The organism is Erwinia rhapontici (assembly GCF_012271765.1).
GTDB classification, from domain to species: Bacteria; Pseudomonadota; Gammaproteobacteria; order Enterobacterales; family Enterobacteriaceae; genus Erwinia; species Erwinia rhapontici.
Genome location: NZ_VRKO01000013.1, coordinates 231,772 through 253,033, shown reverse-complemented (window position 1 = coordinate 253,033; position 21,262 = coordinate 231,772). Strand labels below are relative to the sequence as shown.

General features: G+C 53.0%; 18 protein-coding genes. 4 read left to right on the top strand and 14 right to left on the bottom strand.

What is annotated here, in order from left to right; translation table 11 throughout:
- Positions 1-45 precede the first annotated feature (45 nt).
- From FVB43_RS12205 to FVB43_RS12195, 3 genes are read right to left on the bottom strand one after another with little or no spacing between them, the layout of a single operon-like run.
- A complete protein-coding gene (locus tag FVB43_RS12205) occupies positions 46-1,809 on the bottom strand; it encodes a SmdB family multidrug efflux ABC transporter permease/ATP-binding protein (protein ID WP_133845764.1) in 1,764 nt (587 codons plus the stop codon).
- On the bottom strand, positions 1,802-3,577 hold the full coding sequence (locus FVB43_RS12200) for a SmdA family multidrug ABC transporter permease/ATP-binding protein (RefSeq protein WP_167864069.1): 1,776 nt from the start codon (positions 3,575-3,577) through the stop codon (positions 1,802-1,804). Before FVB43_RS12200 ends, FVB43_RS12205 begins: the two co-directional genes overlap by 8 nt.
- Before the next feature lie 24 nt (positions 3,578-3,601).
- The gene (locus FVB43_RS12195; RefSeq protein ID WP_133845766.1) at positions 3,602-4,075 is read right to left on the bottom strand and encodes an Lrp/AsnC family transcriptional regulator; all 474 of its coding nucleotides are present in this window, start codon (positions 4,073-4,075) and stop codon (positions 3,602-3,604) included.
- A gap of 102 nt (positions 4,076-4,177) precedes the next feature.
- On the opposite strand from FVB43_RS12195, the gene FVB43_RS12190 reads away from it, so the two are divergent.
- Positions 4,178-5,110 (top strand): DMT family transporter, encoded by a 933-nt coding sequence (locus FVB43_RS12190; RefSeq protein WP_479691061.1) that lies wholly within the window; start codon positions 4,178-4,180, stop codon positions 5,108-5,110.
- 49 nt (positions 5,111-5,159) lie between these two features.
- Here FVB43_RS12190 and cof read toward each other — a convergent pair whose 3' ends face one another.
- Positions 5,160-5,978 carry an HMP-PP phosphatase gene (gene cof / locus FVB43_RS12185; RefSeq protein WP_133845786.1) on the bottom strand — a complete coding sequence of 273 codons (819 nt, stop codon included), beginning with the start codon at positions 5,976-5,978 and terminating at the stop codon, positions 5,160-5,162.
- 103 nt (positions 5,979-6,081) lie between these two features.
- Here cof and FVB43_RS12180 point away from each other — a divergent pair, with 103 nt between their 5' ends.
- Together FVB43_RS12180 and queC are read left to right on the top strand one after the other, a co-directional pair.
- Complete coding sequence (locus tag FVB43_RS12180; RefSeq protein ID WP_167864067.1) at positions 6,082-7,782, top strand: SgrR family transcriptional regulator; 1,701 nt, start codon at positions 6,082-6,084, stop codon at positions 7,780-7,782.
- 69 nt (positions 7,783-7,851) lie between these two features.
- A complete protein-coding gene (queC, locus tag FVB43_RS12175) occupies positions 7,852-8,547 on the top strand; it encodes a 7-cyano-7-deazaguanine synthase QueC (RefSeq protein WP_133845769.1) in 696 nt (231 codons plus the stop codon).
- A 30-nt stretch (positions 8,548-8,577) separates the two neighbouring features.
- On the opposite strand, the gene FVB43_RS12170 is transcribed toward queC, so the two are convergent.
- The 6 genes from FVB43_RS12170 to clpX (FVB43_RS12145) form a co-directional block, all read right to left on the bottom strand.
- Positions 8,578-8,976, bottom strand: a complete 399-nt coding sequence (locus FVB43_RS12170) for an acyl-CoA thioesterase (RefSeq protein WP_337707281.1) — start codon at positions 8,974-8,976, stop codon at positions 8,578-8,580.
- Between the two features lie 111 nt (positions 8,977-9,087).
- Positions 9,088-9,417 (bottom strand): ComEA family DNA-binding protein, encoded by a 330-nt coding sequence (locus FVB43_RS12165; protein ID WP_133845771.1) that lies wholly within the window; start codon positions 9,415-9,417, stop codon positions 9,088-9,090.
- Between the two features lie 139 nt (positions 9,418-9,556).
- Positions 9,557-11,428 carry a peptidylprolyl isomerase gene (gene ppiD, locus FVB43_RS12160; RefSeq protein WP_133845772.1) on the bottom strand — a complete coding sequence of 624 codons (1,872 nt, stop codon included), beginning with the start codon at positions 11,426-11,428 and terminating at the stop codon, positions 9,557-9,559.
- Positions 11,429-11,650: 222 nt separating this feature from the next.
- Positions 11,651-11,923, bottom strand: coding sequence for a nucleoid-associated protein HU-beta (gene hupB, locus FVB43_RS12155; RefSeq protein ID WP_062744954.1), 273 nt, complete (start codon positions 11,921-11,923; stop codon positions 11,651-11,653).
- 224 nt (positions 11,924-12,147) lie between these two features.
- The gene (gene lon, locus FVB43_RS12150) at positions 12,148-14,502 is read right to left on the bottom strand and encodes an endopeptidase La (protein ID WP_133845773.1); all 2,355 of its coding nucleotides are present in this window, start codon (positions 14,500-14,502) and stop codon (positions 12,148-12,150) included.
- A gap of 189 nt (positions 14,503-14,691) precedes the next feature.
- Positions 14,692-15,966 carry an ATP-dependent protease ATP-binding subunit ClpX gene (gene clpX, locus FVB43_RS12145; protein ID WP_167864066.1) on the bottom strand — a complete coding sequence of 425 codons (1,275 nt, stop codon included), beginning with the start codon at positions 15,964-15,966 and terminating at the stop codon, positions 14,692-14,694.
- A 285-nt stretch (positions 15,967-16,251) separates the two neighbouring features.
- Between clpX (FVB43_RS12145) and FVB43_RS12140 the strand changes: the two genes are divergently transcribed.
- Positions 16,252-16,845 carry an ATP-dependent Clp protease proteolytic subunit gene (locus tag FVB43_RS12140; protein WP_133847037.1) on the top strand — a complete coding sequence of 198 codons (594 nt, stop codon included), beginning with the start codon at positions 16,252-16,254 and terminating at the stop codon, positions 16,843-16,845.
- Between the two features lie 64 nt (positions 16,846-16,909).
- On the opposite strand, the gene clpX (FVB43_RS12135) is transcribed toward FVB43_RS12140, so the two are convergent.
- The 4 genes from clpX (FVB43_RS12135) to bolA all read right to left on the bottom strand — a co-directional run bounded on the left by clpX (FVB43_RS12135) (position 16,910) and on the right by bolA (position 21,189).
- The gene (gene clpX / locus FVB43_RS12135) at positions 16,910-18,184 is read right to left on the bottom strand and encodes an ATP-dependent protease ATP-binding subunit ClpX (RefSeq protein ID WP_167864065.1); all 1,275 of its coding nucleotides are present in this window, start codon (positions 18,182-18,184) and stop codon (positions 16,910-16,912) included.
- 106 nt (positions 18,185-18,290) lie between these two features.
- The gene (gene clpP / locus FVB43_RS12130; protein ID WP_167864064.1) at positions 18,291-18,914 is read right to left on the bottom strand and encodes an ATP-dependent Clp endopeptidase proteolytic subunit ClpP; all 624 of its coding nucleotides are present in this window, start codon (positions 18,912-18,914) and stop codon (positions 18,291-18,293) included.
- A gap of 332 nt (positions 18,915-19,246) precedes the next feature.
- Positions 19,247-20,551 carry a trigger factor gene (gene tig, locus FVB43_RS12125; protein WP_133846318.1) on the bottom strand — a complete coding sequence of 435 codons (1,305 nt, stop codon included), beginning with the start codon at positions 20,549-20,551 and terminating at the stop codon, positions 19,247-19,249.
- A 323-nt stretch (positions 20,552-20,874) separates the two neighbouring features.
- The gene (bolA, locus tag FVB43_RS12120) at positions 20,875-21,189 is read right to left on the bottom strand and encodes a transcriptional regulator BolA (protein WP_133846317.1); all 315 of its coding nucleotides are present in this window, start codon (positions 21,187-21,189) and stop codon (positions 20,875-20,877) included.
- Between the last annotated feature and the right edge of the window lie 73 nt (positions 21,190-21,262).

Genomic DNA, 21,262 nt, shown 5'->3' with positions numbered 1-21,262 from the left:
TGAGTGGTTATTCGCCTGAATTTGGTGCAGCGCAACGGCAGCGATTTAGCTGCTCTCTGCCACTGCCAGCTCCTCACCCGCAAGTTGTAGTTGGTACATCTGCCAGTAGCGCCCTTGTGCAGCCAGCAGTTGCTGATGGCTGCCACGCTCCACTGCCTGCCCACGGTGCAATACCATAATGGTATCGGCTTCGGTGATGGTTGACAGTCGGTGAGCAATCACCACCAGCGTAGTACGCTGACGCACGATCTGCAGGGCTTTCTGGATAGCCTGTTCCGTACCGGAATCGATATTCGCGGTCGCTTCATCCAGGATCAGGATCTGAGGTGTGGCCACCAGCACCCTCGCCATTGCCAACAGCTGTTTCTGTCCAACGGAGAGATTATTGCCCTGCTCCCCTAAGCGCGTATGGATCCCTTCAGGTAACTCACGTGCCAGTGCCGCCAGCTGTACCGTTTCCAGCGCCTGCCAGACGGCATCCTCGCTAATATCCCGTCCCAGCGTGACATTGGCAAAGAAAGTATCGGCCAGCACCACTGGATCCTGTTGTACCATCGCCACACTCCCCCGCAACGCGGCATGGCTGAGGGAGGCGAGTGGACGTCCGTCCAGTTTGATCTCGCCCTGGCTGAGCGGGTAATATCCCATTAGCAGGTTAGCGAGCGTACTTTTTCCACTGCCGGTGTGCCCGACCAGCGCGACAAAATGGCGCGATGGCACAGACAGGTTAATATCCGTTAACACCGGGCGGCCAGTGCGATAAGCAAAGGTCACATCACGAATATCGATACTGCCGCTGGCAAGTGGCGTGTTGTCATCGCCATATGGCTGACGTGGCGCATCCATCAGTTCAAAGATACGCTCACCCGCCACCACCGCCTGTTGCAGCATCGATTGCTGGGTCGTCAGTTCGATTAGCGGCTCATTCAGGCGCCCGAGGTAGTTGATAAAGGCATATAACACGCCGACCTCAATCGACCCTACAGAAGAAAAACCGAACAGCATCATCAATCCGCACAGGATCATGGCAGAAAACAGGCTGAGCAGCGGTCGCAGGAGAAAACCATCCAGCCTTAGCGTCTGCATACGCGCCATATAATGAGAGCGGCTGGCCTCCCCCATACGTTCACCGAAACGAGCCTGCTGGCGAAACTGCTGGATCACACTCATGCCATTGATGACTTCATTGAAGCCGTTATTGATTTCTGCCAGATAGCTGCGCACCCGGCGCACAATCGGCGTGCTGTAACGCTGGTAAATCAGCATAACGATCAGTACCGCCGGGAAAATGGTGATGGCAACCAGCGCCATGCGCCAGTCAAGACTGAACATCGCCACCAGCATCGCCCCCACCAGCGCTGCACTGCGCAATACAGTGGCAACAACGGTCACGTAGAGATCACGTACCACCTCGGTATCATTGGTAACACGCGAAATAATCTGCCCGACCGGCTGGGTATCAAATGCGCCCAAAGGCTGGCGAAGTGCAGCATCCATCACATCAGTACGCAGGCGCTGTACCACGCCAACGGCGGCCTGATTAAATAACAGTGCCTGACAATAATGCAGCGCCGCCGCCAACAGTTGCAACAGCAGAAAACTGACTACAAGGCCAGCGGCCAGTCCAACAGGCATACGGTGTTTTGCCACCATATTGTCGATAAAGTAGCTGACTAAAACAGGTCCCAACACTTCGGCGGCAGCGGCCACCCACAGCATCAGCACGGCCAGGCTCAGGGACTTACGCCACGGCGCACCGTAGGAGAGCAGCCGTTTAATGGTTGGCCACAATTGAGTGACATTAGCCATGCGCAGCTCCCTGTTCTGTTTCATCTTCATCGTCGTCCAGTGCCGCTTCCAGCTGTTGGTAACGGTACATATCGCGATACCAGCCTGAAGCGGCGGCCAGTTGCTCATGATCGCCACGCTGCGCAACCTGCCCGTGTTGCAGGACCAGAATTTCACTGGCCTCGGTCAGGGCAGAGAGACGATGAGCGCTGATAATAATCGTACGTCCTTCGCCCCAACTGCGCAGGTTATGCAGGATTTGGTGTTCAGTGCGGCCATCTACCGCAGAGAGGGCATCATCCAGCACCAGAATCTCGGCATTCAGCAGCAATGCCCGGGCAATGGAGATACGTTGTTTCTGCCCACCCGACAGCATCACACCACGTTCGCCCACTTCAGTTTGATAGCCCTCAGGGAGCCGTAAAATGTCGTCATGAACAAAGGCAAGCTGTGCAGCGTGCTCAATCTCACTTTGCGTTGCACCAGGACACCCCAGCGCAATATTGTTAGCGACGCTGTCGGAGAACAGGAATGGCGTCTGACTGACTACCGCCAGTCGGCTACGCCAGCCATCGAGCTGCAACTGCGGCAGAGGGATATCGTGGTAACGAATATCGCCCTGATCAATATCGAAGTGACGCTGGATCAAACTGAGTAAAGTGCTTTTACCCGATCCCGTTGGGCCACAAAGCCCCAGCATTTGCCCTGGATTAACCTGAACCTTCAGATTACGCAACGCAGGTTGCTGCGCCCCGGGGTAACAAAACTCCCGCACCGAAATCTGCAACAGGCCGCGCCCCTCTGGCAACGGTTTGTCTCCATCAACCACGGCAGGCGCTTCTGCTAACAATGCCTGGATTCGTGTCCAGGCGGCGCTGCCACGCTCGACAATATTAAACATCCACGCCAGCGCCAGCATGGGCCAGATCATCAGCCCCAGATACATGACAAAGCTGGTGAGCTGCCCGAGGGTCATTGTGCCGTGCCAGACCATCCAGCTGCCGCCGCCAATCGCCAGCAGATTTGACATGCCAATAGCGATGTAGATCGTCGGATCGAAGCGTGCATCCACCCGCGCCACGCGCAGATTCTTCTCTCCGGTGTCTTTAGCAATCGCCGCAAACTGGCCTGACTGATGATCTTCCAGCCCGAAGGCTTTAATCATACGGATGCTGCTCAGGCTTTCCTGCGTCTGGTCGTTTAGCGAGGAGAAAGCAGCCTGGGCTAGCTTAAAGCGATGATGTAACTGGTCGCCGTAACGTTTGATCACCAGCGCCATGATCGGCATCGGTAACAGGGCAAGCAGGGTTAAGGTACCGCTAATCTGGGTACTCATCACAATCAGTACGGCCATGCCCATCACCAGTGAATCCACCAGCGTCAGTACGCCTTCGCCTGCCGCGAACACCACCCGGTCAACATCGTTAGTGGCACGGGCAATCAGATCACCGGTACGATGGCGTAAATAGAATCCGGGGTGCTGACGGCTGAGCTGGCGATAAAAATCTTCACGCAGTTCTACCGCCAACTGATAGGAGGCACCGAACAACAGCACGCGCCAGACATAACGCAATAAATAGACGATGATTGCCGTAGCCAGCATCACGCCAACCCACATCATCAGTTGGCCGTTGCTCATCCCATCGCGACTGACGCCATCGACGATCTTTCCCACCACATGTGGTGGCAGGAGTTGCAGCAAGGCAATCACGATTAACAGCAAAACCGCACCGAGATAGCGGCGCCATTCGCGCAAAAAATACCAGCTTAGTTGGCTAAAAAGTCGCAAAAAAATGTCCTGATTATCGGCTGGTTAAAGGGCAACCGGCAAAGCGGTGGTGTATTTTATCTCTTCCATCGCAAAACTCGAAGTGACATCGATCAGACCCGGTACGCCGTTCACCAACCGTTTGTAAAAACCATCGTAGCTTTTCATATCTGCAACCTGCACGCGCAGCAGATAGTCATACTCTCCGGCCATCCGGTAGAAACCCATGACTTCCGGCATCGCCTGTACCACATCAACAAATTGCTGATACCACAGGCTGCTGTGCTGCTGAGTTTTGATTAGAACAAAGGCGGTAAGACTCAGTCCAAGCTTTTCACCATCGAGTAAAGCAACCCGGCCGCGAATATAGCCTTCATCCTCCAGTCTTTTCAAGCGCTTCCAGCAGGGAGTGGTGGTCAGGCTGACGGCATCAGCCAGCGCCTGCAGAGAGAGCGTGCAATCCTGCTGGAGCAGGTTTAACAGCAAGCGATCTTTTTTATCCAGCGGTATTGGTAGCAAAATTTTCTCCTACAAGCCAAAAATGCAGCACTATTATAGCAACCTTTTCCCCTGCCGTTTGGTTAATCTGGTGACTCACCATTAGCTCATTCAGGGATGACCATGATGCATACCAACACTTACCGTAACCTGTTGATCATAGCTTTATTCAGCGCCGTAGCTCTCACATGGGGGACCACATGGATGGCGATGAAAATGACCGTTGCTACCGTTCCCCCTGCCTTTGCCACCGGTCTGCGCTTTCTCTGCGCCGCCCCGCTGCTCCTGCTGCTGGCGCGTTATAAAAAAGCCCCGCTATTGTTTCCGGCAGGCCAGCGAAGTTTTCAACTCTGCGTTATGCTGTTCTATTTCGCCATTCCATTTACGCTGATGATTTATGGCGAACGCTATACCTCTTCCAGCCTGGCGGCGATTATCTTTGCTACCATGCCCGCCGCCGTCCTCGCGGCTTCCCTGCTGTTTCTGCGCGAACGAACCTCGCGTCAACAGCTGCTCGGGCTGGCCATCAGTCTTGGCGCATTAAGCACGATCCTGTGGCATGAAACCCGCGACAGCGGCGAAAGCCAGATACGTGGAATTCTGGCCCTGGTCGCTGCCGTGCTTATTCACGCAGTGATGTACGTTCAGTGTAAAAAGCGCTGTGGCGGAATTTCAGTGCTGAGCTACAACGCGCTGCCCTGCCTCGGTGCGGGATTAATACTGACGCTGGCAGGGCTGACGGAAGCTCCCGATGTCACTACCTTTGCTCCGCAGGCGCTGCTGGCTATCGCTTATTTGGGTGTCGTCGCTGGCGTGGGCGGTATTCTGGCCTACTTTGCTTTGCAGCAGGTCGCCCGGCCGTTTCAGGCATCACTGGTTTTTCTGGTGTTCCCGCTGATCGCCATCACGCTGGAAAGTGAAATCAATGGCAGTAGTATCAGCCGCGAATCGTTACTACTGCTGTTGCCATTTTTACTGGGGATTTTACTCACACTGTATCGTGGTGCGCGAAGCCACCCGCCTTCACGGGTGGCAAATCCCGTCTTGCGCCGTTAAAAACGAAAAAGCCGGACATCCTTGTCCGGCACACTGACCAATGAACTGATTATTCGGGGGAATAGACCAGGTGTGGTGTGGTAAGCCAGTGGTTGAGGTAATGAGACACGCCCTGTGTCGCACAATCGCCAATAACCGGTAAATGGGGCAGTTGTGATTTCAGTTCATGCATCGCATTGCGCATAACGAAACCGTGACCCACGCGCCCCAGCATCTCCAGATCGTTCATTGCATCACCAAACGCCATGCACTCCGCCATCGACACGCCGAGCCTCGCAGTCAGATGTGCCAGCGCCGCCCCTTTGTTACAGTCCAGAGGCAGTACTTCGAGACAATCCTGCGCGGAAAAACAGAGGTGAGCGCTGTTTCCCAGAGCCTCGCGCAGCTGAATTTTTAGCGCGCACAGCTCCTGATAATCAGCGATAAAGCAGACTTTAGTCACCTGGTGTTCGGGAAGAGTACGCAGATCAATGACCTGATAACGGAAATCAGACAGCTGATGGGCTTGTAAAATCTCCGGGAGCTCGTCGTGAGTAAACCAGCCGCTGTCGTTAAAAACGTGAAGGCTGGCACGCGTATCCCAGTGGCTATGGATCACCCGCCTTGCCACCGCCGGTGGCAAATCGCTGGCATAAAGCAGCTCACCGAACGGATCATGAATACGTGTGCCGTTACCGCTGATAAGAAAAGCCGGCAGATCGTAATTCCGCATGAGCGGCTGCATCTCCATAAAGTGACGCCCGGTGGCAAAAGTGAGCTGTACCGGGTGCGCCTGGAGCGCGCGCAGACTGAGCAGGGTTTGTTGCCCCAACTGATGGTCAGGCATCAGCAACGTACCATCCATATCAAATGCAGCAAGACGCACCATTTTCTCTCCGGTTGATGGGTTTTTCATCTGCACTGAGTATCCTCTGGCATTTACGGAACTAATAGTGAATACTTTTTTTAAACTGTTCCGGGTTTAAGGTGAGATGAGACAACTCAATCGTTTGAACCAGTATCAGCGTTTGTGGCAACACAGCGCCGGGCAACCTCAGTCAACCAGTGTCGCTGATATCGCTCAGTGCTGTTTTTGCAGTGAGCGGCATATACGCACCCTGCTGCGCCAGTGGCAGTCATGCGGCTGGCTGACGTGGCATGCCTCATCCGGGCGTGGAAAACGTGGCCTTCTGACCTTTCTGCAATCTCCCGCCACGCTGCGCAGTGAACTGATGTTGCAGCAGCTCGATAACGGCCATCCACAACACGCTCTGCAACTTGTGCCTCTGGCCCCGGAGCAACTCAGTCAGCTCCTCCAGCCTTTTATGGGCGGACAATGGCAGAACAACCAGCCAACGTTACGTATTCCCTATTACCGCTCGCTTGACCCCCTGCGCCCGCTTATGCAGCCCGGCCGTGCTGAACAGCATCTGGCCCAGCAGGTCTTTGCCGGATTAAGCCGCCTGTCAGGAGATGACGCCGTGCCGGATCTGGCCCATCACTGGCAAGTCAGTGATGATGGCCTGAGTTGGTTCTTTTTTTTGCGCCCGCAGTTGCGCTGGCATCATGGCGAAGCGGTCACCACCGGGCAACTGCAACAACGGCTACTCATGATCCTGGACAGCCCGGTCGGTCAGCGTCTGCTGTCCAGCGTCAAAACGGTTATCCAGGCCCATGCACTGTGCGTGCGCATCGATCTGCATACGCAGGACAACTGGCTGGCACATCGTCTGGCAAGTGTCCCCTGCCTGCTTCCGCACCCGGATAATCCGGATATTGGCACCGGGCCGTGGCGGTTGATGGTCAATTCGCCTGCTTTGCTGCGTCTGGAAAGTCACGGCTGGTATCACGCTACACATCCACTAATGCAGGCGATTGAATACTGGATTGCACCACAGCTTTTCGACCCCGGACTGGGCACCAGCTGCCGCCATCCTGTTCAGATCGCCATTGGTGCACAGCAGGATTTAAAAGCCCTTCAACCGGTTAGCCAGCGTATCAGCCTCGGATTCTGTTATCTGGCGATAGGTGAACGCGCGGGGCTCTCGCCCGCTCAGGCCCGGCACATTATGTCGCTGGTACATCAGTCCGGCATTATTGAACAGCTGCCATTAGAAGAAGGACTCATCACGCCCAGCAGTGAAATGCTGCCGGGCTGGCACATACCTGACTGGCAACCCGAACCCGATATCATCCTGCCTGCACAACTTAGCTTGCACTACCACCTGCCGGTGGAGCTGCACGCTATGGCGGCAAAGCTTCAGCAACTGCTTGCCACTCAGGGATGTCAGTTGACGCTGCATTTTCATCCACAAAAAAACTGGCAAGATTATCCGTTACTTGCACAGGCTGGCCTGATTATGGGCGACAGGCTAATTGGCGAAGCGCCGATGTTTACGCTGGAGAGCTGGCTGCGGCTCGACCCGATGTGGCCGATATTATCCGGTGCCGCAGGTTGGAAAATGCTGCTGACACATTTAGATGACCTGCAGCGTTACCCGGATCTGGAGCAACGCCACCAGCGGTTAAAAACGTTGTACCAGCAACTAATGTTGGATGCGGTGATCACCCCGCTGTTTAACTATCGTTATCAGGTCAGTGCACCGCCGGATGTTGAAGGCATACGATTAAACGCCTGGGGCTGGTTTGATTTCTCCCGTGCGTGGATACCGCCGCCCGTCGACATCGTCTGAAGAGGGGATACCTTTCTGTGTGGCAAGGTATTACCATAGCTGGCAGAAACTAACCGGGAAAGATTAAGTATGAAACGTGCAGTGGTGGTATTCAGCGGTGGACAGGATTCAACAACCTGTCTGATTCAGGCCTTACAGCAGTACGACGAAGTACACTGCGTGACTTTTGATTACGGCCAACGTCACCGTGCGGAAATCGACGTTGCCCGGACACTGTCACTGTCGCTGGGCGCCCGCGCGCACAAAGTGCTGGATGTGACCATGCTCAACGAGCTGGCTGTCAGTAGCCTGACACGCGATAACATCCCGGTCCCGGCTTACGACCCGACAGCCAGTGGCCTGCCAAGCACCTTTGTACCAGGCCGTAATATCCTGTTTTTAACCTTCGCAGCAATCTATGCTTACCAGATTGAGGCCGAAGCGGTGATCACTGGCGTCTGTGAGACAGACTTCTCCGGCTATCCCGACTGCCGTGACGAATTTGTTAAAGCACTGAACCATGCGGTTAACCTCGGTATGGCGCGGGATATCCGTTTCGAAACGCCGCTGATGTGGCTGAATAAAGCGGAAACCTGGGCACTGGCAGATTACTGGCAGCAACTCCCTCTGATTCGTCACCAGACACTGACCTGTTATAACGGCATTCAGGGTGATGGTTGTGGTGAATGTGCCGCCTGTCATCTGCGTGCCAATGGCCTGCATGACTACCAGCAAAACACGGCTGCCGTTATGCAGGCAATGAAAACCAAAACCGGACTGGTTTGATTTCTTCCAGGAGCGACGTATCTCTCGCTCCTACTGATTAATGGTTTCCAGCTGCAACCGAAGTTCGCCCTCCAGCGGCAGGGCTTTCTTCGAGTTCAGATCGATGCAGACAAAGGTGAGCAATGCATCGGCGATGGCACTGCCATCAGATTGCAGGGAAACCCGCTGATCAATGACGCCACTCTTCCCCCCCAGTGTCATCAGTTGACTGTCGATAACCAGTACATCCCCCATGACCGCCGGGCGGCGATAATTGATATTGATATTCACCACCACAAACGCCATGCCGAGCTTATTCATCCAGTGAAACGCCTCGCTCTCTTCCAGCCAGGCCCAGCGGGCTTCTTCAAGGAACTCAAGGTAGCGGGCATTGTTCACATGCTGATAAACATCCAGATGGTAGCCGCGTACTTTAATGGTGGTCTGCATCGTGCTGCGTCCTCTGTCATAAAAAAAGGCCACACCAACTGGTATGACCTCATCAATATTAGCAGTCAGACGGATCGACTTGCAGTAAGACTTGCCGACCCTGGATGCAGATCACAATTTAAGATTCGCAATATTCCGTTCCACCAACGTGTTACCCATGCCAGGCACTTCCTTTAATTGCTCGAGATCGGTGAAGGGGCCATATTTCTCTCGATAACTGACAATAGACTCCGCCTTTTTTATCCCAACGCCGTTCATCACCGCCATTAATTCCTGGGCGCTGGCGCTATTGATACTGACCTGCGCTGCATTTTCAGCCGGCACTTTCGCAGGCGCCATTTTAGTGGCAGGTGCAGCAGTGGGAGCGGCACTGACACTGATGGGCAACGTCAGTCCGATGGCCAGAGCGAGCGAGAGAGCCTGTAAGGTACGATTAATCATGCTGTTTTCCTCCATGTGTTTGACAGCAACGCTACCCTAACGCCCCACCGCCACACCGGCAAACGGCTGTTTTCAAAAATGGAAAAGGCCGCATAAGCGGCCTTTTGTGTTGCAAGCAGTTGCAGTAGAACTGCGAGGCTTACTGTGCTTGAGCGGCGGCACCGTATTTGATTTTGGCGTCCTTACGCAGGTTGCTCAACATGGCTGCGAAAGCCAGCTGTGCATTGTTCTGCGTAATGCCCTGAACCAGAGCCTGCTTCTGCGCTTCAGGCATGGTGCCCTGCTGCACTTTATCAAGTGCCATCACGACGACGTTGCCCTGCGCATCTTCACTGACACCGAATGAAGGTTTACCTTCTGATGGCAGAGGAAGGGTAAAGGCTGCCTGAGACAGCGCATCCTGACCGGTACGTGACAGCGTCTGCTGTGCACCAAAGGTCAGGCCTGCCGCTTTCAGAGCTTCATCACCTTTGCCTGCTTTCAGTTCAGCCAGCAGTTTGTCAGCCTGTGCTTTCGCTTCCTGCTGTGCTTTCTGCTGCTTCAGGGTATCGGTAATCTGTGCAGTCACTTCATTCAGTGCTTTCACGGCTTCCGGCTTGTGTTCGCTGATGCGCAGCACAAAGGCACGGTCACCATCAACGGTGATGATGTCTGAATTACTTCCCGGCGTACCGTTTCCACCCACCAGATTACCGCTGAAGATCGCATCCTGTACGGCTTTAAAGTTCAGCTCGGCAGGCAGGCTGTCATGACCAAACCAACCTGTTTCAACAGCTTTAACACCGGCAACCTGCTCAGCACTGGCCAGAGACTCGTTATCGTTACTTGCGGCATCGCTCACTTTCTGCTGCAGTTTGTAGTAAGCGTCGACCGCTTTTTCCTGCTTCACTTTTGCGGCAATATCATCATGCACTTCTGCCAGCGCTTTGATTTTTTCAGGCTGAATGTCATCCAGACGAGCCACGATAAAGCCAACCGATGACGAGATCACACCCGATAACTGACCTTTCTCTTTCAGGCCTGCATTCGTCAGCTCATCCGGCGTGGTGGCCGGTTCAAGCCAGCCCATATCACCACCGTTGCGGGCAGAAATAGGATCAGATGATTTCTCTTTCGCCAGAGCAGCAAAATCACCGCCCTTCTTCAGTGCATCCAGTACTGACTGCGCTTCGGCTTCAGTTTTGGTCTGAATGATGCTGTAGCGATTGCGCTGCGGCTGGGTGTAATCCTGCTGATGTTGATCGTACCAGCTCTGGATGTCGCTCTCGCTCACCGGTTGCTGCATGCTCGCCGCATCCAGTTTGATGTAGCTAACGCGGAACTGCTCAGGCGTCATAAAGCTATTTTTGTTCTGCTGGTAGTAGTTGTTGATCTCTTCCGGGGTCACGGTTTGCTTTGCCACCAGCGCGTTGACATTAATCGTCACTTCACGCACCAGACGCTGCTGAGAAACCAGTGCCGCCAGAGAATCGGTTTCATTAGCCAGCACAAAATCTGTTCCGGTAACGGACTGGATAAGCTGCTGAGTGGTCAGTTGCTTACGCAGGGCTTCAGCATACTGATCGGCAGAGAAGCCCATGTTATTAATGATGCCCATGTACTTGGCATTATCAAATTTACCCTCAGTCTGAAACGCAGGCTGAGTAAAGATGGCCTGTTTGATTTGCTCGTCACTGATGGCCAGGCCGATATCTTTGGCATACTGGTCCAGTAACAGTTCATCAATCAGCTGTGAGAGCGCCTGTTGACGGATCTGCTGCATGTAACCTTCGTTACCTGCCAGAGCCGAGAACTGTTCGCCCAGCATCTGCTGCTGACGCGCACGTTCGCTGCTGAAAGCACGTTCAAGCTGTGCACGACTGATTTCCTGGCCGTTGACTTTGGCTGCGTAATCACCGGAACCGCCTGTCAGATACCCGCCTACGCCGGTAAGGACAAAAGACAGGATGATCAGGCCCAGTATAATTTTGAGCACGACATGGTTCGACGCCGCGCGTAAATTGTCCATCATGGTGTGACAACACTCCGCTGTAGTGTGAATGTAAAACCTTGCGCTGCCGTCCCGCGTTCCCGAGGACGCACTTAGCCATTTTAGACAACCGCAGCACGCGTTTGTCATTGAAACATAAAAAAAGGCACATCAAGTCGCTGATGTGCCCCGTATGTTACATGAGAACGCGTTGGCGATCCTCAATACGCCGAAGAAATCTGCTCCTGCGGCGGCTTAATGCACTTAATTTACAGAGTCTTTCAGCGCTTTACCGGCACGGAAGCCAGGTACTTTACCCGCTGCGATAGTAATTTCTTTGCCGGTTTGCGGGTTACGGCCGGTACGCTCGGCGCGTTCACGCACGGAGAAAGTACCGAAGCCGACCAGCGCCACTTCATCGCCAGCCTGCAGAGATTCAGTAACTGAACCGATAAAAGCATCTAATACACGTCCCGCTGCAGCTTTAGAAATATCGGCGTTTGCAGCAATTTTGTCGATCAACTGTGACTTATTCACTCACTCATCCCCTCTTTTATTTTTACACCGTGAACAGGCTTTCTGCCGGACACGTACGTGCGTGATTTGTTATGGCTGTTTAGCCCGAGCTTGTTGAGCCTCAGCAACCCGCAACCTTTGCCGTCACTGGCTTAACAGCATCCTAACTTAGCGGCACAAAAAAAAGCTGGCAAGCACCAATTCACTTACCAGCCTTAGTTTTACAGTGAGTTTGCCTTAAATCACTATTTTGCCGTAACAACCTGCATGCCATACGGGGCATTTTGCAGGGCCAGGGCTAATACTTCTTCAATGCGTTTCACCGGATGAATCTCCAGGTCGGCAATCACGTTATCCGGAATTTCTTCCAGATCGCGCTTGTTCTCGTCCGGGATTAAGACCGTCTTGATGCCACCACGGTGTGCGGCAAGCAGTTTTTCTTTCAAACCACCAATCGGCAGAACCTGACCACGCAGCGTAATTTCGCCCGTCATCGCCACGTCTGCACGCACCGGGTTACCGGTCAGACACGAAACCAGCGCGGTGCACATTGCAATACCGGCACTTGGACCATCTTTCGGCGTTGCCCCTTCAGGCACGTGAACGTGGATATCACGCTTCTCATAGAAGTCAGCGTTGATGCCCAGTTTCTCTGCACGAGCACGCACCACCGTCAGCGCCGCCTGGATGGATTCCTGCATCACTTCGCCCAGTGACCCCGTATAGGTCAGCTTGCCTTTACCCGGCACACAGGCGGTTTCAATGGTCAGCAGATCGCCCCCAACTTCCGTCCATGCCAGACCAGTCACCTGGCCTACGCGGTTTTCGCTATCGGCACGGCCATAATCGAAGCGCTGCACGCCGAGATAATCTTTGAGGTTATCGCCGTTAATTTCGATGTGTTTAATGGATTTGTCCATCAGCAGCGTTTTGACGGCTTTGCGGCACAGCTTGGACAATTCGCGTTCAAGGCTACGCACGCCCGCTTCACGAGTGTAATAGCGAATAATGCCAACAATGGCGCTATCGTCCACGGTCAGTTCATTTTTCTTCAGTGCATTACGCTCAATCTGCTTCGACAGCAGGTGCTGTTTGGCGATATTGAGTTTTTCATCTTCGGTGTAACCCGACAGGCGAATCACTTCCATACGGTCCAGCAAGGGGGCTGGAATGTTCATCGAGTTAGACGTTGCGACAAACATCACATCGGAGAGATCGTAATCTACTTCCAGATAGTGATCGTTAAAGGCAATGTTCTGTTCTGGATCAAGTACTTCCAACAGAGCAGATGCCGGATCACCGCGCATATCCGAAGACATTTTGTCAATTTCATCCAGCAGGAAAAGTGGGTTTTTAACGCCAACTTTTGCCATCTTCTGGATCAGTTTGCCCGGCATGGAACCGATATAGGTACGACGGTGACCACGGATTTCTGCTTCATCACGTACCCCACCCAATGCCATACGCACATATTTACGGCCAGTGGCTTTGGCAATGGACTGCCCCAGCGAGGTTTTACCCACGCCAGGAGGGCCTACCAGGCACAGGATTGGGCCTTTGATTTTGCTGACGCGGCTCTGTACTGCCAAATATTCCAGGATGCGGTCTTTGACGCGCTCAAGGCCGAAGTGGTCCATATCCAGCGTTTCTTGCGCCTTCAGCAGATCTTTCTTCACCTTGCTACGTGCATTCCATGGCACCTGAACCATCCAGTCAATATAACCACGTACAACGGTGGCTTCGGCAGACATCGGCGACATCATTTTCAGCTTCTGCAGCTCAGCTTCCGTTTTATCACGCGCTTCTTTCGGCATTTTTGCCGCATCGATTTTGCGTTTCAGCGCTTCGTTTTCATCCGGCGCATCGTCCATTTCGCCCAGTTCTTTCTGAATGGCCTTCATCTGCTCATTCAGATAGTACTCACGCTGGCTTTTTTCCATCTGCTTTTTGACACGATTACGGATGCGTTTCTCAACCTGTAACAGGTCAATCTCCGACTCCATCATCGCCATCAGGTATTCCAGACGCTCGTTGATATCTGACATTTCCAGAACAGACTGTTTATCAGCCAGTTTCAGCGGCATATGGGCAGCAACAGTATCGGCCAGACGGGCAGCATCATCGATGTTGTTCAGTGAGGTCAGGACTTCTGGGGGGATCTTTTTGTTCAGCTTGATATAGCCTTCAAACTGATTGATCGCCGTACGCACCAGCACTTCCTGCTCACGCTCTTCAATTTCAGGCGACTCCAGGTACTCTGCCTGGGCAGTAAAGTGGTCGCCGTTATCGGATAAGGTAGTGATGTGTGCACGCTGTAAACCTTCAACCAGCACTTTAACGGTGCCGTCAGGGAGTTTCAGCATTTGCAAAATAGAGGCAACAGTCCCGACTGAGAAGAGATCGTTGATGCCAGGTTCATCCGTTGAAGCTTCTTTCTGAGCGACCAGCATGATCTTTTTGTCATGATCCATGGCGGCTTCAAGGCAGCGAATTGATTTTTCACGACCAACAAACAACGGAATGACCATGTGCGGATAAACCACTACGTCACGCAACGGTAACACAGGGATTTCAATGCGTTCAGAACGCTCAGGATTCATAGAGCTCTCTCTTAGTTTAATTTCCGCCAGGGTAAGGGGAACCGCATCATCCAGAAAAAGTGCAGTTTGACCCACAGGTATCTGAGTATATGGGGATGAACGGAATAGATTCAATGTTGGGGTAACGAGAAAAGTAAAAGGGGGAACATTTTCCCCCTTTTCGATAACTGACTGGAATGATTTGGTTATTTATTCGCCAGACGCCTGCTGTGCTTCGGGCTTGCCATAAATCAGCATCGGCTCGCTCTCACCACCAATGACCGATTCATCGATCACCACTTTCTCGACGTCATCCATCGACGGCAGGTCGTACATGGTGTTCAGCAGTGCGCCTTCCACGATAGAACGCAGCCCGCGGGCACCCGTTTTGCGTGACATTGCCTTTTTGGCAATCGCCGTCAATGCTTCCTCACGGAACTCCAGCTCCACGCCTTCCAGATTGAACAACGCCTGATACTGCTTGGTCAGCGCATTTTTCGGCTCACGCAGGATCTGAATTAACGCATCTTCACTCAGCTCCGTCAGCGTCGCCACCACCGGCAGACGGCCGATGAACTCCGGGATCAGACCAAACTTGATCAGATCTTCCGGCTCCACCTGTGCCAGCAGCTCGCCTTCTGTCGCTTTCTCAGACTTGCCCTTCACCGATGCGCCAAAACCGATACCGGTGCCGGTATCCACGCGCTGCGACACCACTTTATCCAGGCCGGCAAACGCACCGCCGCAGATAAACAGAATTTTCGAGGTATCCACCTGCAAAAACTCCTGCTGCGGATGCTTGCGCCCGCCCTGCGGAGGAACTGCCGCCACTGTGCCTTCGATCAGCTTCAGCAGCGCCTGCTGCACGCCTTCACCGGAGACATCTCGAGTGATAGACGGGTTGTCTGACTTGCGTGAAATCTTGTCGATCTCATCGATGTAGACAATCCCGCGCTGCGCTTTCTGCACGTCGTAGTCACACTTCTGCAGCAGCTTCTGAATGATGTTTTCCACATCCTCGCCCACGTAACCGGCTTCGGTCAGCGTGGTGGCATCGGCCATGGTGAACGGGACGTCCAGCAGGCGGGCCAGCGTTTCGGCCAGCAGGGTTTTACCGCTACCGGTCGGGCCAATCAGCAGAATGTTACTTTTCCCCAGCTCAATACCGTTGCTGGTGTCGCCGTTGCGCAGGCGCTTGTAGTGGTTATACACCGCCACTGCCAGCACCTTCTTCGCCCGCTCCTGGCCGATAACGTAGTCATCGAGGTGGTGGCGGATTTCGTGCGGCGTGGGCAGTGAGTTGCGCTCACGATGTGGCACAACTTCTTTGATCTCTTCGCGAATAATGTCGTTACATAAGTCGACACATTCATCGCAGATGTAGACTGACGGGCCGGCAATCAGCTTACGCACTTCATGCTGGCTTTTGCCGCAAAAAGAGCAGTACAGCAGTTTACCTGAACCGTCTTTGCGCTTATCTGTCATCAGTTAACCTCATGCCTTACTTAATTTACGCGTACCAGTCCTTAATATAGCCCATTTCCCGCTGTAATTGGGAGTAAAAGTCCGATGCGTGTCATGTTCACAAGACTTAATCATGGACACACACACTCCGGACAAAAAACAGCCAGTCACTTTATTTACAGGTGAAAATGTCATTTAACGTACTGTTTTAAATAACAAAGACTGCCTACTATTCCTGTTGATTTAGCTGGTAATTGGATTATGCTAAACTCTGGTCACTTATGATTATCCGATGGAGTGTAAAGCATGCCTCAAGAGCCAACTAAAGAAGAAAACGGGCAGGAAGAGAAGAACTCATCGCTGGCAGTCAATAAACTGCTGCAGTCACGCTCTATTATCATTTCAGGTGAGATTAATCAGGCGCTTGCTGAGAAAGTGACCGCACAGTTGCTGATCCTGCAAGAAATGGGCGATGAGCCAATCAAGCTGTTCATTAACAGCCAGGGTGGCCATGTTGAAGCTGGTGACACCATCCACGACATGATCAAATTTGTGAAACCTAAAGTACTGGTCATTGGTACTGGCTGGGTGGCCAGCGCCGGTATCACCATTTTCCTTGCAGCTGACAAAGATGACCGTTACTCACTGCCGAATACTCGCTTTATGATTCACCAACCCCTGGGCGGCGTGCGCGGTAAAGTCTCTGACATTGAGATCGAAGCGAAAGAGCTATTGCGTGCACGTGCACGTATTAACCAGCTGATCAGCAAAGCAACGGGCCAGCCTCTGGAAAAAGTAGAGAAAGACACTGACAGTAATTACTGGATGAGTCCTGAGCAAGCCGTTGATTACGGTATCACTACCCACGTCATCAGCCAGTGGGACGAACTGAAAGGTTAATCGCCCGACAGTAACAAAAAAAGGCCCGCATCAGCGGGCCCTTTTTTGTCTGCATAACATCAGGTTACTCGCCAGATGCCTGCTGAGTTTCTGGCTTGCCGTAGATAAGCTTAGGTTCGCTGTCACCGTCGATGACCGGTGCATCCACCACGACTTTCTCCACGTCATCCATCGACGGCAGGTCGTACATGGTGTTCAGCAGTGCGCCTTCCACGATAGAACGCAGCCCRCGRGCACCYGTTTTGCGTGACATTGCCTTTTTGGCAATCGCCGTCARYGCWTCYTCACGGAACTCCAGCTCCACGCCTTCCAGATTGAACARCGCCTGATACTGCTTGGTCAGCGCATTTTTCGGCTCACGCAGGATCTGAATTAACGCATCTTCACTCAGCTCCGTCAGCGTCGCCACCACCGGCAGRCGGCCGATGAACTCCGGGATCAGACCAAACTTGATCAGATCTTCCGGCTCCACCTGTGCCAGCAGCTCGCCTTCTGTCGCTTTCTCAGACTTGCCCTTCACCGATGCGCCAAAACCGATACCGGTGCCGGTATCCACGCGCTGCGACACCACTTTATCCAGGCCGGCAAACGCACCGCCGCAGATAAACAGAATTTTCGAGGTATCCACCTGCAAAAACTCCTGCTGCGGATGCTTGCGCCCGCCCTGCGGAGGAACTGCCGCCACCGTGCCTTCGATCAGCTTCAGCAGCGCCTGCTGCACGCCTTCACCGGAGACATCTCGGGTGATAGACGGGTTGTCTGACTTGCGTGAAATCTTGTCGATCTCATCGATGTAGACAATCCCGCGCTGCGCTTTCTGCACGTCGTAGTCACACTTCTGCAGCAGCTTCTGAATGATGTTTTCCACATCCTCGCCCACGTAACCGGCTTCGGTCAGCGTGGTGGCATCGGCCATGGTGAACGGGACGTCCAGCAGGCGGGCCAGCGTTTCGGCCAGCAGGGTTTTACCGCTACCGGTCGGGCCAATCAGCAGAATGTTACTTTTCCCCAGCTCAATACCGTTGCTGGTGTCGCCGTTGCGCAGGCGCTTGTAGTGGTTATACACCGCCACTGCCAGCACCTTCTTCGCCCGCTCCTGGCCGATAACGTAGTCATCGAGGTGGTGGCGGATTTCGTGCGGCGTGGGCAGTGAGYTRCGCTCACGRTGTGGCRCAACTTCTTTGATCTCTTCGCGAATRATGTCRTTRCAYAARTCRACACATTCATCGCAGAYRTASACWGACGGGCCGGCRATCAGCTTRCGCACTTCATGCTGGCTTTTGCCGCAAAAAGAGCAGTACAGCAGTTTACCTGAACCGTCTTTGCGTTTATCAGTCATTTACTTCCCCCTCATTGTCACACTCACCTTCCCACCAGGGGTTAGTTACGCGGCCGCCACCAGAGCTATCCGCGGAGGCAACGGCACCATGTCACAACATGTTTAATCAGTTACGCTGGGACAGCACAGAATCCACTAAGCCGTACTCTACGGATTCGCTGGCCGACAAGAAACGGTCGCGGTTGGTATCGCGCTCAATGGTTTCGATCGTCTGCCCGGTATGTTTTGCCATCAGTTCGTTCATCATCTGCTTAGTCTTGATGATTTCACGGGCATGGATGTCAATATCTGACGCCTGCCCCTGGAAACCGCCCAGCGGTTGGTGAATCATCACGCGTGAATTCGGCAGGCAGTAACGCTTGTCTTTCGCTCCCGCGGTCAGCAGGAAAGCGCCCATCGAACAGGCCTGGCCCATACAGATGGTGCTAACGTCAGGTTTGATAAACTGCATGGTGTCATAAATTGACATCCCTGCGGTGATGACGCCACCAGGAGAGTTAATGTACAGGTGGATATCCTTTTCTGGATTCTCCGCTTCCAGAAACAGCATCTGCGCAACGATCAGGTTGGCCATGTGGTCTTCGACCTGGCCGGTCAGAAAAATAATGCGCTCTTTCAGCAGGCGCGAGTAGATGTCGTAAGAACGCTCTCCACGAGAGGTTTGTTCGACCACCATTGGCACCAGAGCCATATGAGGTGCAGTTAGTTCACGTTCGCCGCTGTATGACATTATCGTCTCCTGGATAAATTTCATTTGGCAACACTCTGTAGCGATTCTACTTGAGAGCGATCAGGAACACTATGATTCCAGGCCTTACACCCGATGCCGTCCGGACAGTTATCGGGCCTGATGACTTCGTTGTACCAATTTGGGGATGATCCCCTGCTGTTTCAAGCATAACAACGTTTTTATCAACTGCTAACCAGGAAAAGTAGCTTAGTCGATAATTTGCAGATTAAATGCGCAAATAGCCTATAAAAGCAGTGGGATTTTACCCCATAAACGACAAAAGCCCGCTGCCAGAAGGCAGCGGGCTTAACGTCAACTAACAGAGTTCAGAATCAGGCCGTAGCAGTCTGGTTCATCAGTTCCTGGAAGTTAGTGGCTTTTTCAGTCACTTTCGCTTTTTCCAGCACGGCTTCAACAGCCTGCTCTTCCAGCGCAACGTTACGCATGTTGTTCATCAGCTCGTTATTTTTACTGTAGAACTCGATCACTTCTGTTGGATCTTCGTATGCAGAAGCCATCTCTTCGATCAGCGCTTTAACACGGTCTTCGTCAGCTTTCAGCTCGTGAGTACGAATCACTTCGCCCAACAGCAGACCGACAACTACGCGGCGTTTAGCCTGCTCTTCGAACAGTTCACGAGGCAGCTCCAGAGCTTGCTTTTCGTTACCACCAAAGCGCTGTGCAGCCTGACGCTTCAGCACGTCAATCTCACCGTCAATCAAAGCAGCAGGAACATCGATGTCATTGGCTTTCACCAGACCGTCGATTGCCTGAGATTTCACGCGGTTACGCACGGCACCTTTCAGCTCACGCTGCATGTTCTTGCGCACTTCTGCACGCAGACCCGCGACAGAACCATCTTCAACGCCGAAACGCTTGATGAACTCTTCAGTGAACTCTGGCAGCTCGCGCTCTTCAACTTTCTTCAGTACGATTTCAAACTTCGCTGCTTTACCTTTCAGGTTCTCAGCGTGGTAATCGTCCGGGAAGTTAACGTCGATAGTAAAGGTCTCGCCCGCTTTGTGGCCAACAACACCTTCTTCGAAACCAGGGATCATACGACCCTGGCCCATTGCCAGTACGAAGTCAGACGCTTTGCCGCCTTCGAACTCTTCACCATCTACAGAACCGGAGAAATCGATGGTTGCACGATCTTCAGCAGTCGCTGCAGCGTCGGTTTCTTTCCAGGTGGCCTGCTGCTTGCGCAGAGTGTCCAGCATGGTATCAACGTCAGCATCAGTCACTTCAACAACCGGTTTTTCAACTTCGATTGCTTCCAGACCCTTCAGCTCAACTTCCGGGTACACTTCAAATTCAGCTGAGAATGTGAAGTCTTCACCGGTTTTGTATTCGCCTGGTACGTACTGCGGTGCGCCAGCCGGATTAATTTTTTCTTTGATGATCGCATCGACAAAGCCGCGCTGCATCAGATCGCCCAGGACGTCCTGGCGAACAGAAGCACCGTAACGCTGTTCAACAACAGTCATCGGTACTTTTCCTTTGCGGAAACCGTCGATGCGCACTTTCTTAGCTACGCTGACCAGCTCACTTTTCACCGCGTTTTCGATCACATCTTTATCTACGGTAATCGTTACGCGACGGCCCAGGCCCTGAGTTGTTTCTACTGAAACTTGCATCTTATTACCTCAAAAAATCACGTGCTCGGTCAACTTCAGACAAACACCACTGGATGACCAGGGTGTATCTAAGAACCGGGACGGCTTCTGATGTCAGAACCACATTCCCTGTTTCACAGAAGCATCCCGAAGACATTCCGGAAAAAAATAGACGCAGCATTATAGCGGCAACGTCTTAATGAGTCGAGGCTACACTCTCGCCCGGACCCCGCTACTTTTTACATTTTTGCTGCCAAATCGCAAGAATTTGCTGACTGCCACATTTTTCTGGCTCTATAAATGAAAAAACGGCCAACAGGCCGTTTTCAGTTTTTTGCGTCGGGTCAGGCCAGCGTACCGGCACCACGGCAGTTAGGTGAGGATGGAACGGTATCTTGTAAACCCTCCCACTCTTTCAAGGTATAACTGTGAAGTGCCAGTGCGTGCACACTGCCGGCCAGCTCATCCGCCAGCACCCCGTAAATAGCCCGGTGGCGGGTTAGAAAACGCTGATCGTTAAAGCTGTCACTGACAATCACCACCTTGAAGTGACTCTCAGCGCCCGCAGGCACATTATGGCGATAGCTTTCATCATGCACCTCAAGATGCACAGGAGAAAACGCCGTTCGTAACTTTTCTTCTATTTGTTCACGGATCATACCTGGACTCCTTTGATGCAGAGAACTGCGCCCCATCCCTTTAAATCGTAGTCGGTTTTTGTGTAAAACCGAC